This window comes from Dermacoccus sp. PE3 (assembly GCF_001021715.1).
Classification (GTDB): domain Bacteria; phylum Actinomycetota; class Actinomycetes; order Actinomycetales; family Dermatophilaceae; genus Dermacoccus; species Dermacoccus abyssi.
In genome coordinates, this window is the sequence record NZ_LDCM01000001.1 from 630016 (window position 1) to 644517 (window position 14502).

A 14502-nucleotide genomic window follows, 5' to 3' on the forward strand; every position below is an offset into this window, starting at 1 on the left:
CACTTCATAGCTCATTCGTGCAAAATTGCACTCGCATATTTGACAGTGCAAAGGAGTGGCCGTGGGTTTCATGTGGGATTGCAGCACTGACGACCCCCGAGCCCAGCGCGCCCACAAGCGGCTCCAGGAGATCCGCTCGGCGGCGTGCATCCTCGTCATCGAGCGCGGGTACGACGGCTTCACCATGGACGACCTCGCCGAGGCCGCCGGCGTCAGCCGCCGCACCCTGTTCAACTACGTGCCCGACAAGGCGTCGGCCGTCCTCGGCCCCGACGGCGTCGGGGACAACCCGCAGGTCGCGCTCTTCCGTGACGGCGGCCCCACCGGTGTCCTCATGCCCGACCTCATCCAGGCGCTCGACAGCGTCATGAGCGAGGTCGAGGATCCCTCCATGGCCAGCGATCAGCACGCCCTTGTCGAACGGGCCATCGCGAGCGACGGCAAGGTGGCCCACCTCGCGTTCGAGCGGTTCACGCACCTGTCCGACACCCTGGCCACCCTGATCTGCGAGCGCGAGAAGTGGGACGCGGGCGACCTGCGCGCCCGCACGATCACTGCAACCTTCCTCGCCATCGTCAAGGTCAGCCTCGAGGAGTTCTCCCTCCGCAAGGCCGACTCCGACTTCATGACCGTCTTCCACGACGTGCTCGACGCGGATGCCGCCGTCCGCTCGATGCGCCGACACCCCACAGACCCCCCTTTCACAAAGGAGTTCCCCAGTGGCAAACATGCTCTACCGCCTCGGAAGGACGGCCTACCGCAAGTGGCCGTTCTTCCTCGTGGGGTGGCTCATCGCCCTCCTCGCGCTCGGCGGATTCGCCGCCGCGAAGTCGCGGCCGATGACGTCGCAGTTCACGATTCCCGGCATCCCCTCGCTGCAGGCCGCCGAGACGCAGAAGGAACTGTTCCCGGATCAGCCCGCCGCCGACAAGCAGGTCAACGGCCAGCTCGTCATCAAGGCACCGGCCGGGCACACCCTCGCCGAACAGCCCTACAAGGGCCAGGTCGACGAACTGATCAAGAAGGTCAGCGGCGTCCAGCAGATGCCGAAGACGAAGCTCGCCAACCCCGCCGAAGCCGGCCCCGCGATGAAGCAGCAGATCGTCGCGCAGGCCACGAAGCAGGGCACGCCCAAGGCTGTCGCGGAGAAGAACGCCGAGGCGCTCTCCCCGCTGAGCAAGGACGGCCGCATCGGCACGGTGTCGTGGAACTTCGCCGTCGACAACATCATGGACATCAAGCCCGAGACGCAGCAGAGCATCCTCGACGCGGCCAAGGCCGCCGAGAAGAACGGGCTCACCATCGCGGCCGGCGGCCAGGGCATGCAGGAGATGATGCAGCCGGGCACCACCTCCGAGCTCATCGGCATCGGCATCGCGCTGCTCGTCCTCGTCCTGACCTTCGGCTCGTTCGTCGCCGCGGGCATGCCGATCCTCAACGCCGTCATGGGCCTCATGCTCGGCATGATGGGCATCACCGGCGCCACCGCGTTCTTCGACCTGCCCGAGACGACGACCGCGCTGGCCTCGATGATCGGCCTCGCCGTCGGTATCGACTACGCGCTGTTCATCCTGTCGCGCTACCGCGCGGAGCTGCGCCACGTCGACATCAAGAGCCAGGCCGACCGTGAGCACGCCATGGGCCGCGCACTCGGCACGGCCGGTTCGGCGGTCGTCTTCGCCGGCCTCACCGTCATCATCGCGCTGTCCGCGTTCGGCGTTCTCGGTATCAGCATGCTGACGGCGATGGGTCTCGGCGCGGCCGGCACCGTCACGCTCGCCGTCATCACGTCGCTGACGCTGCTGCCCGCCCTCATGGGCATGCTCAAGACGAAGGCGTTCGCCGGTCGGGTCCGCGAGGACAAGGCCGCCGACGAGTTCGACCACGACTCGACCAACGGCTCGGTGCGCCTCGCGCGCGGTATCCGCAAGGCCCCGTGGGCGGTCGCACTCGCTGTCGTCGCGCTGCTCGCCGCCCTGGCCTCGCCGGTGCAGCACCTCCACCTCGGCCTGCCGTCCGACGCGACGGCGCAGAAGGGTACGGAGGCTCGACAGAGCGCCGACCTGCTCGCCGAGGGCTGGGGCGCGGGCAAGAACGCGCCGATGATCGCCATCATCGACGGCCGTGAGATCGACGGCGGCCAGAAGGCCCAGATGGGTGCCTACGCCAAGGTCGTCGAATGGGCGGCCAAGGACGAGAACGTGGCCAACGCACAGATCGTGCAGATGGCGAAGAAGGGCGACGGCGCCGTCGTCATGGTGACGCCGAAGACGGGCCCGGCCGACAAGGCCACCGACGAGATGCTGGAGCGTCTGCGCGACCAGCAGGCCGCCACCGAGAAGGCCACGGGCACGAAGCTCGGCATCACCGGCCAGACGGCGATCGCGGCGGACGTGTCGGAGAAGCTCGCCGACGCCCTGCCGAAGTACCTCGCCATCGTCGTCGGCCTCGCGTTCCTGCTCCTCGTGCTCGTGTTCCGTTCGATCGTCGTGCCGCTGCTCGCCACGCTGGGCTTCCTGCTCTCCGTGCTCGCGACGCTCGGTTTCACGACGAAGCTCGTCACCGACGGCACGTTCGGCATCTTCGAGCCGCAGCCGATCATGAGCTTCATGCCTACGCTGCTCATCGGCATCGTGTTCGGGCTCGCGATGGACTATCAGGTGTTCCTCACGACCCGCATGCGCGAGGCCTACGTGCACGGCACGGAAGCGCGTGACGCCGTCATCGACGGTTTCCGCCACTCGGGCCGCGTCGTCGTGGCCGCTGCTCTCATCATGATCTCGGTGTTCGCCGCCTTCGCGGCACAGGACAACGCGCTCATCCGTGAGATCGGTATCGCGCTCGCGGCAGCGATCGTGTTCGACGCCATCCTCGTGCGCATGATCCTCGTGCCCGCCGTCATGCTCATGCTCGGCGACAAGGCCTGGTGGATGCCGAAGTGGCTCGACAAGATCCTGCCGAACGTCGACGTCGAGGGCGAGAGCCTCGCCCAGCACGGCGCTCGCCCGGGGACGCCGGCCGTGGCCGGCGCAGCTGCTGTGTCGGGCTCGGCGGCCGCTGGTGGCGCCACCCCGGCGTCCACGGTGGCGAAGGTCTTCGAAGGCGAGAGCCACAGCGAGCCGAAGCACCTGGCCGATGACAACGACACGGTGCGTGACGACGGCTACAAGCCGAAGCACTGACGCATCGAAGAACTGCGGCGGGCGCGAACCTTCTCTGGGGATGGTTCGCGCCCGCCGTTCGTCTCACCAGCTCGACTTCGTGACTCCCGGTAACTGCCCGTCGTGGGACATCGCGCGAAAGCGCACGCGCGAGAGACCGAATCGCGTGAGGTGGCCGCGCGGCCGCCCGTCGACGACATCACGGTTGCGCAGCCGGGTCGGGCTGGCGTCACGTGGCAACGCAGCGAGCTCACGGACGGCGAGGGCCACCTCGTCGGGGCTGCCCGTGCGGATGCGCTCCTTGAGTTCGGCTCGCCGGTCGGCGTACCGGGCCACGATCTTTCGCCGCTCGGCGTCCTTTGCGATCTTCGACTTCTTGGCCATCAGCGGATCTCCTCGAACACGACGTGCCGGCGCACGATCGGGTCGTACTTGCGCAGTTCGAGCCGGCCGGGGGTGTTTCGACGGTTCTTCTGCGTGATGTAGCGATAGCCGGTGCCGGCGCTCGACTGGACGCTGACCTTCGGGCGTACGTCGCTCCTCTTGGAGGCCATCAGAGCTTCACTCCCCTCGCCCGCAACTCGGCGACGACGACGTCGATACCGCGCTTGTCGATGGTGCGAATGCCGCGTGGGCTGACGGTGAGGCGCACGGTGCGCCCGAGGCTCGGCACCCAGTAGCGCCTCTTCTGGACGTTGACGTCGAACCGCCTCTTGCTGCGCACGTGGCTGTGCGAGATCGAATGGCCGAAGCCCGGCACAGCGCCGCTGACCATGCATTTGCGTGACATGCTGCTCCTCGGATACAAAATGAGAACGGTTTTCATTTCTAACACGAGGAAAGAGGGGTAGCAACCGTGAAGAAGGGCATCCACCCCGCCTACGAGCGCGTGGCGTTCCGGGACTCCACCACCGGCGCCGTGTTCGTCACGCGATCGACGCTGCGCCCGAGCGAGACCATCGACATCGACGGTGACGCGGTGCCGGTCGTCAACGTCGAGGTCTCCAGCGACTCGCACCCGCTCTGGACGGGCAAGGCGCGCGTGCACGACAGCGAAGGGCGCGTGGCACAGTTCAACCGCCGTTACGGACGAGGACGCACGGCGTGAGCGGGCAGGGGAACAGCGCAACGCCCACCGTCGTCATCACCAGCGTCGAACAGAGCGCAGCCGACACCACGGCCATGAGTTTGCTGTTCGACCTGCCGAAGCCTGTCGTCGTCACGCACTCGTTCGGGGCTGACCGGACGAGCCTCGTGCGCACGGTGAGCGACGTGACCGGCCTGCTGGATCGCACGACGATCGACCTCGAACACGCCTGCGTGCCGTGCGCGATCCGCGAGGACGTGCTGCCGACGATTGCCGGCCTCGCGAGCAGCGGCCACTGGTCGAGCATCATCGCGAGACTGCCGATCGGAGCTGAGGCGACGCAGCTGTGCCGGGTTGCCTCCTATGAGCCGAACACGCTCGGCGGAGCACGGATCGCAGCCGTCGTGAACGCGGTCGACGGATGTGACGCCGTCCGACACCTCACCGGGCCCGAGCTGCTGGTCGAACGGGAGTTGCCCACGTTCGAAGGTGACGTGCGCGGCACCGCCGAGGTGGCGACGACCCTGCTCGAGTACGCGGATGTCATCGCCGTCGACGGCGAACTCATGCCCGAATGCTCGACGCTCGTCCGCACGCTGGCGCGCCCGGGCGCGCAGGTGGTCGAGAACTGGTCGCAGTGGGACGCGACAGCGCTTCTGCCCGGCGTGCACGACGTCGAAGCCATCGAGAAGTGGGTCGCCGAGACGCCACCCGCCCAGATCGGGGACTCGTGCGAGGACGGTGTGTGGCGCGTGCGGCTTCGCTCCGAACGTGCCGTACACCCCGAGCGCATCCAGGAGAACGTTCCGGAACTCGGCGGCGGCGCGTTCCGGACGCGCGGCTGCTTCTGGGTGCCGACCCGGCCGGAGACGCTGTGCGTGTGGGACGGCGCAGCGGGTCAGCTCAACATCGGCACGGCGGGGCGCTGGCGCCGTCCGGCCGCGCGGCGCACGGACTTCGTCGTCACCGGGCTCCTCGCGCACGGCGACCCTCGCGACGAATTGCGTCGAGCCTTCGAAGCGGCCCTGTGCACACCCGCCGAACTCGACACGCTCGCAACCGTGTGGAGCACCGACGAAGACGGACTCGAGCCCTGGCTCGGCGACATGAAGGAGTACCACTGATGGCCGTTCCGAAACGAAAAGTCTCACGCGCCAACACCCGCTCGCGACGAGCGAACTGGAAGGCGGTGCTCGCGGCGCGCGTCCCCGTCGCCGTGGACGGGACGTTCTACCGGGTTCCACGGCGTCTCGCCCGGGCCGTCGAACGAGGGCTCATCGACCCGCCCACAGAATCACGCATCGACGACGGAGGACGACGATGAAGGTGCGCAAGTCCCTGCGCTCACTCAAGGACCAGCCCGGCTCGCAGGTTGTTCGCCGCCGCGGCAAGACCTACGTCATCAACAAACAGAACCCGCGCATCAAGGCTCGTCAGGGCTGAGTCGGCCACGTCGACGCTGGGCGGTGCACGCACGTGATCGGTGTGTGCGTCGCCCAGCGCACACGGCGTCGACGTCTGCGTGGCCGAGCCCGGGCAATCGGGCTGCGAGTTACTCGCCCGTCTCGGTTAATCGTCGTTAGCCTAGGCGGCATGACCGCGACGACTGAGGCACCCAACACGCACACCGACGACAGCACCGATATCCTGGCGCGCGCCCGGACGCAGGTGCTCGAGAACGGGCAGCCGCTCGGCTATGACGACCTCGTCGAGGTGCTGCGCACCGGCGACGACCGACTCGAGGAGTTGCTGCAACTGGCCCACGACGTGCGCCTTCGCTACAACGGTGACGAGGTCGAGGTCGAGGGCATCGTCAGCCTCAAGACGGGCGGGTGCCCGGAGGACTGCCACTTCTGTTCCCAGTCGGGCCAGTTCACCTCGCCGGTGCGCTCGGTGTGGCTCAACATCCCGCAGCTGGTGCGCGCCGCGAAGCAGACGCGCGAGACGGGCGCGTCGGAGTTCTGCATCGTCGCCGCCGTGCGCGGGCCCGACGAGAAGCTCATGACGCAGATGCGTGAGGCCGTGAAGGCCATCCACGCCGAGGTCGACATCCAGGTCGCGGCGTCGCTCGGCATGCTCACCCAGGAGCAGGTCGACGACCTGCGCGACATGGGCGTGCACCGCTACAACCACAACCTCGAAGCGGCGAAGTCGTACTTTCCCGACGTCGTCACGACGCACTCGTACGAGGAGCGTTTCGAGACGTGCCAGATGATCCGCGAGTCGGGCATGGAGCTGTGCTGCGGTGGGCTCGTCGGCATGGGCGAGACGCTTGAGCAGCGCGCCGAACTCGCGTCGCAGCTGGCTGAGCTCGACCCGCACGAGGTGCCGCTCAACTTCCTCAACCCGCGCCCGGGAACGCCGTTCGAGAACATCGAGCCGATGGAGTCGAACGACGCCCTGCGCACCATCGCCGCGTTCCGCCTCGCGCTGCCGCGCACCATCCTGCGCTACGCGGGCGGCCGTGAGCTCACGCTCGGCGACCTCGGCACGCGCGACGGCCTCATGGGTGGCATCAACGCCGTCATCGTGGGCAACTACCTCACGACGCTCGGGCGCGACCCGAAGGAAGACCTGTCACTCCTGTCGGACCTCAACATGCCGATCAAGGCGCTCAACGCCACGCTCTGAGCGCCGCCCCGCACCGACTCTTCGTCCGCTCCCGATCGCCTCGCGTTCGGGAGCGGACGTCTCACCCTCCGAGGAGACCTTCCTGATGAGCGCTAAGAGCGACACGGGCGTCGCGGACGTCACCGCGACGTACTGCACCCGGTGCGGCAAGCTGCCCGACGAGGCCGACCACACCGCCTGCGCGCGCTGGCTCGCCGCCGAGGAACCGCCCCGCTTCTGCGCCCAGTGCGCCCGCCGGATGAAGGTGCAGGTCGTCCCGACGGGGTGGTCGGCCGAGTGCTCCCGCCACGGCGCATTGAGCGGCGGCGCAGGAGTCTGACCCGCTGGGGCGGGGGGCTAGCTGGTGACGTTTGCTGCGGTTGGCTGCGTTGCAACGTCACCAAGCGCAGCAAACGTCACCACCCACCGTGTCCACAGCAGTGACGGCCGAGGCTTCTGTCCACAGGCCCCGTCCGAGGCTTCTTGTCACCCCGGCCCAGGCTCCTGATGCTGGCTCCATGAGCACCCATCAACCGCCCGTGCGGAGCGTGACGACGGCGCAACTGACGCGCGCAGGTCTCACCTCACGTCAGATCGATGCCTTCGTGCGCTCGGGCAAGCTCGAGCGAATCGGCCGAGGCGTCTACGTCGAAAGCCTCGACGTAGACGCGGCAAGCCCGGAGTCACGGGTACGGGAGCATCTCGTCCGAGCTGTCGCCCTGTGCCGATCCTCCTCCGGGGCTTACCTCGTGGGACCGAGCGCGTGCCTTGCGCTCGGACTTCCCCTCCTCGTTCTTCCCCGCGACGTTCACATCGCGCGCGCCTCGTCACGTGTCCAAACCCGCAGGCTCGGGGTGCGCGCACACCGCCCGTGGTCGCATGACATCCGAACACTCGACGACCTCGGGGTGGACGTGCAATGCCCCGAAGCAGCCATCGTCGAACTGGCAGCACGCGAGGGTGCGCTCCACGGACTCGTGCCTGCTGATGCCGCGGCCCGGCACGAGGACGTGCGGTTCGAACGTGTCCTGGCTTCCTGGGGCAAGCGCCACGGCATCGCCCAGGCCCGGCTCGTCGCCGAACTCGCCGACGGCCGTCGCGAATCGCCCTTGGAAACGCAAACCGCGTGGCAGGCGCACGGGGAAGGGATCCGTCTTGAGCCGCAGACCGTCATCCGCGACAGGGCGGGCGAGTGGGTGGCCACGGTCGACTTCACCGTTGCGGGATACAAGGTCGTCGTCGAGGTCGACGGTTTGGGCAAGTACCGACGCCCGGACGACCTGAAGAAGGAACGGGTGCGTCACAACCAGATCGAGGAGCTCGGGTGGCTCGTTGTCCGTGTCATCGCAGACGACCTGCGGTTCGGTCGGTTCGTGCCGCGCCTTCACGCGGCAATGGCGCGCGCCGAGCGCCGCTAGCTGGTGACGTTTGCTGCGCTTGGCTGCGTTGCAACGTCACCAACCGCAGGAAACGTCACCAGTTAGGCGTCGGTTGGGGCTGGAGCTGCTGCCGCGTTCGCTTTCCGAATGCAGACCATCACGGCCAGGACGAGGGCCACCACGGCGAGGAGGTGCACGGCGAGGGCCGCGATGTCGCTGACGAAGCTCAGCAGGAGCACGAGGGCCGCGAGTACCGCGAGGATGACGGCGTAGCGGCGCAGGAACGGGGCTGCAGCGCGGTTGCCGACGAGAAGGGCTTCCGGCGAACGACGGGTCGTCGCCGTCCGGATCGACACACGGCCGCCGAACGGGAGGCGTCCGTCGTCGGCGCCGCGCGCCACCCACGTCATGACACCGGCAATGACGAGAAGCGCGACAGCACCGACCATGGCGGCCACCGAGAGGTCCGAAAGCATGCGCCCCAGGGTAGCGAGGAACACCGGCTCCAGAGGCACCGGCTGAGAACCGGACGGCGCGCCCGCGGGCAGCCTGCCACCCTGCCGGCGCAATCGTGCCCCTCGGAGTCAACGGCGTACCGCCAGCGCCGACCCGCGCGACGAAGCGCGGCCTCACCATCCCCGGGATCCAGACGACCCTGCGCGCCAAGAGCGGCCACCGCGACTGGAGCGACCCCGCCTTCCGCCTCCACTCGCCGACGCGCAGAGTCGGGTCGAGTCGGTCGATGCCAGAGGTGCCTCACCCCTTCCCCAGGTGAAAGGATGAGGGCCATGCCCACCCCCGACGTCGCACGGCTGCTCGCCTCGGATCGTGACCACCTGTGGCACCCCTACTCGAGCGCCACGAACCCTGCGACGACGCGGTTCGTCGAGTCCGCGCACGGGCCGCGCCTCACCCTGCGTGACGACGACGGCGCATCGCGCGAGGTGCTCGACGCCATGAGCTCTTGGTGGTGCGCCATCCACGGCTACAACGTGCCCGAGCTCAACGCCGCCGCCGAGGCGCAGCTGCAGCGGATGAGTCACGTCATGTTCGGCGGCCTGACGCACGAACCCGCCGTCCGCCTCGGTGAGAAGCTCGTCGAGATCGCGCCCGCACCAGAGGCCGACCGACCGAAGCTGACGCGCGCGTTCCTCGCCGACTCCGGCTCCGTCAGCGTCGAGGTGGCCCTCAAGATGGCCCTCCAGGTCTTCGCCGCCGACGAACGTCCGCGACGCACCGTCCTCACGATCCGCGGCGGTTACCATGGCGACACCCTGCACCCCATGAGCGTCTGCGACCCCGACGGCGGCATGCACTCCCTCTGGCGCGGCACGCTGCCGCAACAGCTCTTCGCCCCGCTCCCACCTGCAGGCCTTGAAGCCGACCCTGACGAACTCGAGGCATGGAAGCGCGAAACCGCTTCCCTCTACAGGGAACACGCCGACGAGATCGCGGCCGTCATCGTCGAGCCACTCCTGCAGGGCGCCGGCGGTATGCGCATCTACGACCCCGAATGCGTGCGATTCCTCACCACCCTCGCCCGCGAGCACGGCGCGCTCGTCATCTTCGACGAGATCGCCACCGGCTTCGGGCGCACCGGCACCTACTGGGCTGCCGACCGCATCGGCATCACGCCCGACATCCTCTGCCTCGGCAAGGCCCTCACCGGCGGCTACCTCACGATGGCGGCCGTGCTCTGCACCGACGAACTCGCCCGCACCATCAGCGAGCGCACCGGCGCGATGATGCACGGCCCCACCTTCATGGGCAACCCGCTCTCGTGCGCCGTCGCGCTCGCCAGCATCGACCTCCTCGACACCGAACGTCTCACCCGCGCAGCCGGATTCGCCGACACACTCGACACTCACCTCGCTCCCCTGCGCGAACTCCCCCACGTCGCGGATGTTCGCACGCTGGGTGCGGTCGGCGTCGTCGAGCTGACCCACGACGTCGACGTCGACGCGGCCACGGCAGCCGCCCTCGACGCGGGCGCATGGATCCGCCCCTTCCGCCGCCTCATCTACACGATGCCGCCGTTCGTCTGCACCGACGACGACCTGGGCACGATCTGCGAGGCTGTCACCGCCGCGGTCCACGCATGCGCCCCGGCGAGCGAGCAGGCGCCGTGAACCAGTACCTCGACGCCCTCGACGCCGCCGCGAAACGGCGCACCGAGCGCGACCTCACCCGCACGGCCGAGGCCGACCAGCTCGACGGTGTCCGCATCGATCTCGCGGGCAACGACTACCTCGGCCTGCGGCGCCACCCCGCGGTGCTCGACGGCGCGCAGCGAGCCCTCGACGAAGCCGGCGGCGGCGCGGGCGCGAGCCGCCTCGTCACCGGAACGCACGCCGTCCACACGACGCTCGAAGCCGAGCTCGCCGCGCACATGGGGCACGAGTCCGCGCTCGTGTTCTCCACCGGGTACCACGCGAACCTCTCCGCCATGACGGTGCTCGGCACCGCCGACACCCTCGTCATCAGCGACGCTCACAACCACGCGAGCCTCATCGACGGCATGCGCCTGGCCAAAGCTCGCGTCACCGTCACACCGCACCTCGACGTCGACGCCGTGCGTCGCGCCCTCGCCGAACGCACCGAGCCGCGCGCCGTCATCGTCGTCGAGTCGATCTTCTCCGTGCTCGGTGACGCCGCCGACCTGCCCGCGCTCCTCGCGCTCGCCGTCGAGCACGACGCGCTGCTCGTCGTCGACGAGGCGCACGGCCTCGGTGTCGCGGGTGATCGCGGCGAGGGGCTCGTCAAGCCCAGCGGCCTCCTCGACGGCGAGGGCGCCGACCGCGTCGTCGTCACGGTCACCCTATCGAAGTCGCTCGCGAGTCAGGGCGGCGCGGTTCTCGGGCCGCGATCGCTGCGGGAACACCTGCTCAACACGGCACGCCCGTTCATCTTCGACACGGGCCTCGCGCCCGCGTCCGCTGGGGCCGCGCTCGGAGCCCTTCGTCATCTCGTCGCGCATCCCGAGCTCCCTGGTCGAACTCTCGCTGCAGCAGCCGCCATCGCCGACGCCCTCGGCGTCGAGCCGTCGGCCGCGGCCGTGCTGTCCAAGCCCATGCCGTCACCCGCCGAAGCACTGGCCGCCGTCGACGCGGCCCGCGCGCAGGGTCTGCGCATCGGGTGCTTCCGCCCGCCGAGCACGCCGGACGGCATCAGCCGCCTGCGCGTCACCGCCACGGCGGGACTCACGGATGCGGAACTCGACGACGCCAGGCGTATCCTCGGCGCAGTCGCCAGCACGTTCGAAGGAGCACGATGAGCGCCCCCGTCATCCTCGTCACCGGCACCGACACAGAGGTCGGCAAGACGGTGACGACGGCCGCCGTCGCCGCGGCACTTGCCGCGCAGGGCATGCGGATCGCCGTCGTCAAACCTGTCCAGACGGGCCTGGCCCCGGGTGAGCCGGGCGACGTCGACGAGGTCGCCCGCCTGGCCGGCACCGAGGGCGTGACGACACACGAGTTCACCCGCCTGCCCGACCCCCTCGCGCCCGACGCCGCCGCGCGCCTCGCCGGCACGAGCATCCCGACCGTCGCGGAGCACGCCGAGCGCGTCCTCGAGATCGCCGACCGCGACGACGTCGACACCGTCATCGTCGAGGGCGCGGGCGGCCTGCTCGTCCACCTCGACGGCGGGGGCGCCACCCTGGCCGACCTCGCTGTTCACCTGCGCGACAAGGGCGTTCGCGCGGGCTTCGTGCTCGTCGTCGCGCCCCGTCTCGGCACGCTCAACGTCACGGCCCTCACCGCCGAGGCGCTGCGCCACCGGGGCCTCGACCTCATCGGCTACGTCGTCGGCAGCTACCCCGACGAGCCCGGCCTCGCCGAGCGCACGAACCTCGACGACCTGCCGAACGCCGCCGGCGCGCAGCCGCTCGGGCGCCTGCCGGAACGTGCGGCCCAACTCGACCCGAACACCTTCCGAAACAACGCAAGCAAGTGGGTGCACCTGTGATGTTCCGAACCGACGGCCGTCTCGCCGATGGCCGCACGATCCGCTGGTACGACCGCGAGGAGGGCCGAGAAGCCGTGCCCGACCGGCGCGATCTGCCCGAGACGACGCCCATGTCGCAATTGCGCTACGACGTCCTCACCGACGAGTACATCGTGCTCGCCGCGCACCGTCAGAACCGCACCTTCATGCCGCCGGCGAACGAGTGCCCGCTGTGTCCGAGCCGCCCGGACTACGCGAGCGAAGTGCCCTCGGAGGACTACGAGGTCGCTGTCTTCGACAACCGTTTCCCGGCGCTCTCGGACGCCGTCACGGGCGTCGAGGAGATCGACGACCCGCTGTTCGCCTCGGCGCCCGCGTACGGCGCGTGCGAGGTGGTCTGCTTCAGCTCGAACCACAACGCCTCGTTCAAGGACCTGTCGCTCGAGCAGGCCCGCCTCGTCGTCGACACGTGGGCCGACCGGACGCGCGAACTCTCCGCGCGCGAGAGCGTCGAGTACGTCTACCCGTTCGAGAACCGCGGCGCCGAGATCGGCGTCACCCTGCCGCACCCGCACGGCCAGATCTACGCCTACGACATGGTTCCGCCGCGGGCGCGCAAGGAACTCGACGCTGCCCGTCGCCACCACTCGCGCACCGGCCGCAACCTCTTCGGCGACATTCTGAGCCGCGAGCTGGCGGAGGGGTCGCGCATCGTCGCACAGAACGCGACGTGGGTGGCGTTCGTGCCGTTCGCGGCGCGCTGGCCCGTCGAGGTGCACCTCTACCCGCGCCGTCAGACGCCCGACCTCGCGGCCCTCGACGAGGCGCAGCGCGACGGCCTCGCGGAGCTCTACCGCGACGTCCTCGGCCGTTTCGACGCGATGTACGACGCCCCGCTGCCCTACATCTCGGCGTGGCAGCAAGCTCCTGCGAAGGGTGACCACCCGGACCGTCGCCTCGCGTGGCTGCACGTCGAGCTGTTCTCGATCCGGCGCAGCGCGGACAAGCTCAAGTACCTCGCAGGTACCGAGTCCGGCCAGGGCGCGTTCAGCAACGACGTGGCGCCCGAGGCGGTGGCCGAGCGCCTGCGCGAGCTGGGAACGTCGCGATGACGCAGGAGATCACCTCGAGCGACTCGCAGAGCCGCCTGCTCGCCGAAGCAGAAGCGCTGTTCGCGCGCGAGTTCGGCGACGTCACGCCGGACGGCGCGTGGTGGGCGCCCGGGCGCGTCAACATCGTCGGCGAGCACACGGACTACAACGGCGGCTACGTCCTGCCCATCGCTCTGCCGACCGGCACCGTCGCCGTCGCGCGGCGTCGTGACGACGACCTCGTCCGGCTCGTCTCCGAGGGCAAGCGCGTCGAGGTGCGCCTGGGCGACATCTCGCGCGAGGCGTCGCTCGGCTGGGCTTCGTACGCGGCCGGCGTCGGCTGGGCGGCCGCGCGTGACGGCCTCGACGTGCCCGGCCTCGACATCGCGTTCGCGGCCGACGTGCCGCGCGGTGCCGGGCTGTCGTCGTCCGCCTCGCTGAGCTGCTCGACCGCGAGCGCCTGGAACGACCTGGCCGGATGGGGCCTCGAGCGTCCGGACATCGCCCGCCTCGGCCGTCTCGCGGAGAACGAGATCGCCGGCGCGCCGACGGGAACGATGGACCAGATGGCCTCGGTGCTGTGTGAAGCCGGTTCCGCACTACGCCTCGACACGCTGACGAACGACACGGAGCAGGTGCCGTTCGATCTCGACTCGGCCGGGATCGTCCTCCTCGTCGTCAACTCCCACGCGCCGCACGAGCTCGTCGACGGGGCCTACGGCGAGCGCCGTCGCTCCTGCGAGGAGGCCGCTGATCTGCTCGGCATTGAGCGAGGTCACCTGTGCAGTGAGGTCGACGGACGCGACGTCAGTGCGGTCGATGCGCGCCTCGAGGAGTTGCCCGACGTTCCGCGCCGCCGCGCGCGCCACGTCATCACCGACTCGGCGCGGGTGCTTGCCGTGCACGAGGCCCTGGGGGCCGGTGTCACGCGCGAGAGCGCCCCCGCCGTCGGCCGCGTGCTCAGCGCGTCGCACGCCAGCATGCGCGACGACTTCGAGATCACCGTCCCGGCCGTCGACACGCTCGCCGCGGCCCTCAAGGACGGCGGCGCGTACGGCGCACGGATGACGGGCGGCGGCTTCGGCGGCTGCGTCATCGCCCTCATCGATTCGGGCCGTGTCGACGACGCCGTGGAGCTTGCGAAGCAGCGTGCCGCGGAGGGTGGCTTCGCCGAGCCGGAGCCGTTCGTCGCTCTCGCGAGTGAAGGTGCCAAACGTCTGAAGTGA

General features: G+C 69.6%; 17 protein-coding genes. 13 read left to right on the top strand and 4 right to left on the bottom strand.

The window, feature by feature from the left end; genetic code table 11:
* Positions 1 to 728 precede the first annotated feature (728 nt).
* Positions 729 to 3182 carry an MMPL family transporter gene (locus AA983_RS02915; protein ID WP_231579534.1) on the top strand — a complete coding sequence of 818 codons (2454 nt, stop codon included), beginning with the start codon at positions 729 to 731 and terminating at the stop codon, positions 3180 to 3182.
* A 63-nt stretch (positions 3183 to 3245) separates the two neighbouring features.
* Here AA983_RS02915 and rpsN read toward each other — a convergent pair whose 3' ends face one another.
* From rpsN to rpmB, 3 genes are read right to left on the bottom strand one after another with little or no spacing between them, the layout of a single operon-like run.
* Positions 3246 to 3545, bottom strand: coding sequence for a 30S ribosomal protein S14 (gene rpsN, locus AA983_RS02920; protein WP_047310657.1), 300 nt, complete (start codon positions 3543 to 3545; stop codon positions 3246 to 3248).
* Entirely contained in the window at positions 3545 to 3715 is a 171-nt protein-coding gene (rpmG, locus tag AA983_RS02925; RefSeq protein WP_047310658.1) for a 50S ribosomal protein L33, read from the bottom strand. The genes rpsN and rpmG overlap by 1 nt, the downstream gene beginning before the upstream one ends.
* Complete coding sequence (gene rpmB, locus AA983_RS02930; protein ID WP_047310659.1) at positions 3715 to 3951, bottom strand: 50S ribosomal protein L28; 237 nt, start codon at positions 3949 to 3951, stop codon at positions 3715 to 3717. Before rpmB ends, rpmG begins: the two co-directional genes overlap by 1 nt.
* A gap of 66 nt (positions 3952 to 4017) precedes the next feature.
* Here rpmB and AA983_RS02935 point away from each other — a divergent pair, with 66 nt between their 5' ends.
* From AA983_RS02935 to AA983_RS02965, 7 genes are all read left to right on the top strand, one after another.
* Complete coding sequence (locus tag AA983_RS02935) at positions 4018 to 4269, top strand: type B 50S ribosomal protein L31 (protein WP_047310660.1); 252 nt, start codon at positions 4018 to 4020, stop codon at positions 4267 to 4269.
* Positions 4266 to 5372, top strand: coding sequence for a GTP-binding protein (locus AA983_RS02940; protein ID WP_047310661.1), 1107 nt, complete (start codon positions 4266 to 4268; stop codon positions 5370 to 5372). Before AA983_RS02935 ends, AA983_RS02940 begins: the two co-directional genes overlap by 4 nt.
* Positions 5372 to 5572 (top strand): 50S ribosomal protein L32, encoded by a 201-nt coding sequence (gene rpmF / locus AA983_RS02945; protein WP_047310662.1) that lies wholly within the window; start codon positions 5372 to 5374, stop codon positions 5570 to 5572. The genes AA983_RS02940 and rpmF overlap by 1 nt, the downstream gene beginning before the upstream one ends.
* The gene (gene ykgO, locus AA983_RS02950; protein ID WP_047310663.1) at positions 5569 to 5691 is read left to right on the top strand and encodes a type B 50S ribosomal protein L36; all 123 of its coding nucleotides are present in this window, start codon (positions 5569 to 5571) and stop codon (positions 5689 to 5691) included. Before rpmF ends, ykgO begins: the two co-directional genes overlap by 4 nt.
* A 150-nt stretch (positions 5692 to 5841) precedes the next feature.
* Positions 5842 to 6879, top strand: coding sequence for a biotin synthase BioB (gene bioB / locus AA983_RS02955; protein ID WP_047310664.1), 1038 nt, complete (start codon positions 5842 to 5844; stop codon positions 6877 to 6879).
* 85 nt (positions 6880 to 6964) lie between these two features.
* Positions 6965 to 7198, top strand: coding sequence for a hypothetical protein (locus AA983_RS02960; protein ID WP_047310665.1), 234 nt, complete (start codon positions 6965 to 6967; stop codon positions 7196 to 7198).
* 178 nt (positions 7199 to 7376) lie between these two features.
* Complete coding sequence (locus AA983_RS02965; protein WP_082128648.1) at positions 7377 to 8276, top strand: type IV toxin-antitoxin system AbiEi family antitoxin domain-containing protein; 900 nt, start codon at positions 7377 to 7379, stop codon at positions 8274 to 8276.
* Positions 8277 to 8338: 62 nt separating this feature from the next.
* Here AA983_RS02965 and AA983_RS02970 read toward each other — a convergent pair whose 3' ends face one another.
* Positions 8339 to 8713 carry a hypothetical protein gene (locus tag AA983_RS02970; protein ID WP_047310667.1) on the bottom strand — a complete coding sequence of 125 codons (375 nt, stop codon included), beginning with the start codon at positions 8711 to 8713 and terminating at the stop codon, positions 8339 to 8341.
* Between the two features lie 312 nt (positions 8714 to 9025).
* Here AA983_RS02970 and AA983_RS02975 point away from each other — a divergent pair, with 312 nt between their 5' ends.
* The 5 genes from AA983_RS02975 to galK are packed head-to-tail and all read left to right on the top strand — an operon-like array spanning position 9026 to position 14502.
* Positions 9026 to 10366 carry an adenosylmethionine--8-amino-7-oxononanoate transaminase gene (locus tag AA983_RS02975; protein WP_047310668.1) on the top strand — a complete coding sequence of 447 codons (1341 nt, stop codon included), beginning with the start codon at positions 9026 to 9028 and terminating at the stop codon, positions 10364 to 10366.
* On the top strand, positions 10363 to 11511 hold the full coding sequence (locus AA983_RS02980) for an aminotransferase class I/II-fold pyridoxal phosphate-dependent enzyme (protein WP_047311160.1): 1149 nt from the start codon (positions 10363 to 10365) through the stop codon (positions 11509 to 11511). Before AA983_RS02975 ends, AA983_RS02980 begins: the two co-directional genes overlap by 4 nt.
* The gene (gene bioD / locus AA983_RS02985; protein WP_047310669.1) at positions 11508 to 12206 is read left to right on the top strand and encodes a dethiobiotin synthase; all 699 of its coding nucleotides are present in this window, start codon (positions 11508 to 11510) and stop codon (positions 12204 to 12206) included. Before AA983_RS02980 ends, bioD begins: the two co-directional genes overlap by 4 nt.
* A complete protein-coding gene (gene galT / locus AA983_RS02990) occupies positions 12206 to 13297 on the top strand; it encodes a galactose-1-phosphate uridylyltransferase (RefSeq protein WP_047310670.1) in 1092 nt (363 codons plus the stop codon). The genes bioD and galT overlap by 1 nt, the downstream gene beginning before the upstream one ends.
* On the top strand, positions 13294 to 14502 hold the full coding sequence (gene galK, locus AA983_RS02995) for a galactokinase (protein WP_082128650.1): 1209 nt from the start codon (positions 13294 to 13296) through the stop codon (positions 14500 to 14502). The genes galT and galK overlap by 4 nt, the downstream gene beginning before the upstream one ends.

What these genes read in the sequence shown, in the direction of transcription:
- rpsN (WP_047310657.1), bottom strand. Translation starts at nt 3,545, where the DNA reads ATGGCCAAGAAGTCGAAGATCGCAAAGGACGCCGAGCGGCGAAAGATC.
- rpmF (WP_047310662.1), top strand. Translation starts at nt 5,372, where the DNA reads ATGGCCGTTCCGAAACGAAAAGTCTCACGCGCCAACACCCGCTCGCGA.
- galT (WP_047310670.1), top strand. Translation starts at nt 12,206, where the DNA reads ATGTTCCGAACCGACGGCCGTCTCGCCGATGGCCGCACGATCCGCTGG.
- AA983_RS02975 (WP_047310668.1), top strand. Translation starts at nt 9,026, where the DNA reads ATGCCCACCCCCGACGTCGCACGGCTGCTCGCCTCGGATCGTGACCAC.
- AA983_RS02965 (WP_082128648.1), top strand. Translation starts at nt 7,377, where the DNA reads ATGAGCACCCATCAACCGCCCGTGCGGAGCGTGACGACGGCGCAACTG.
- AA983_RS02960 (WP_047310665.1), top strand. Translation starts at nt 6,965, where the DNA reads ATGAGCGCTAAGAGCGACACGGGCGTCGCGGACGTCACCGCGACGTAC.
- rpmB (WP_047310659.1), bottom strand. Translation starts at nt 3,951, where the DNA reads ATGTCACGCAAATGCATGGTCAGCGGCGCTGTGCCGGGCTTCGGCCAT.
- ykgO (WP_047310663.1), top strand. Translation starts at nt 5,569, where the DNA reads ATGAAGGTGCGCAAGTCCCTGCGCTCACTCAAGGACCAGCCCGGCTCG.
- bioD (WP_047310669.1), top strand. Translation starts at nt 11,508, where the DNA reads ATGAGCGCCCCCGTCATCCTCGTCACCGGCACCGACACAGAGGTCGGC.
- rpmG (WP_047310658.1), bottom strand. Translation starts at nt 3,715, where the DNA reads ATGGCCTCCAAGAGGAGCGACGTACGCCCGAAGGTCAGCGTCCAGTCG.
- bioB (WP_047310664.1), top strand. Translation starts at nt 5,842, where the DNA reads ATGACCGCGACGACTGAGGCACCCAACACGCACACCGACGACAGCACC.
- galK (WP_082128650.1), top strand. Translation starts at nt 13,294, where the DNA reads ATGACGCAGGAGATCACCTCGAGCGACTCGCAGAGCCGCCTGCTCGCC.
- AA983_RS02915 (WP_231579534.1), top strand. Translation starts at nt 729, where the DNA reads ATGCTCTACCGCCTCGGAAGGACGGCCTACCGCAAGTGGCCGTTCTTC.
- AA983_RS02970 (WP_047310667.1), bottom strand. Translation starts at nt 8,713, where the DNA reads ATGCTTTCGGACCTCTCGGTGGCCGCCATGGTCGGTGCTGTCGCGCTT.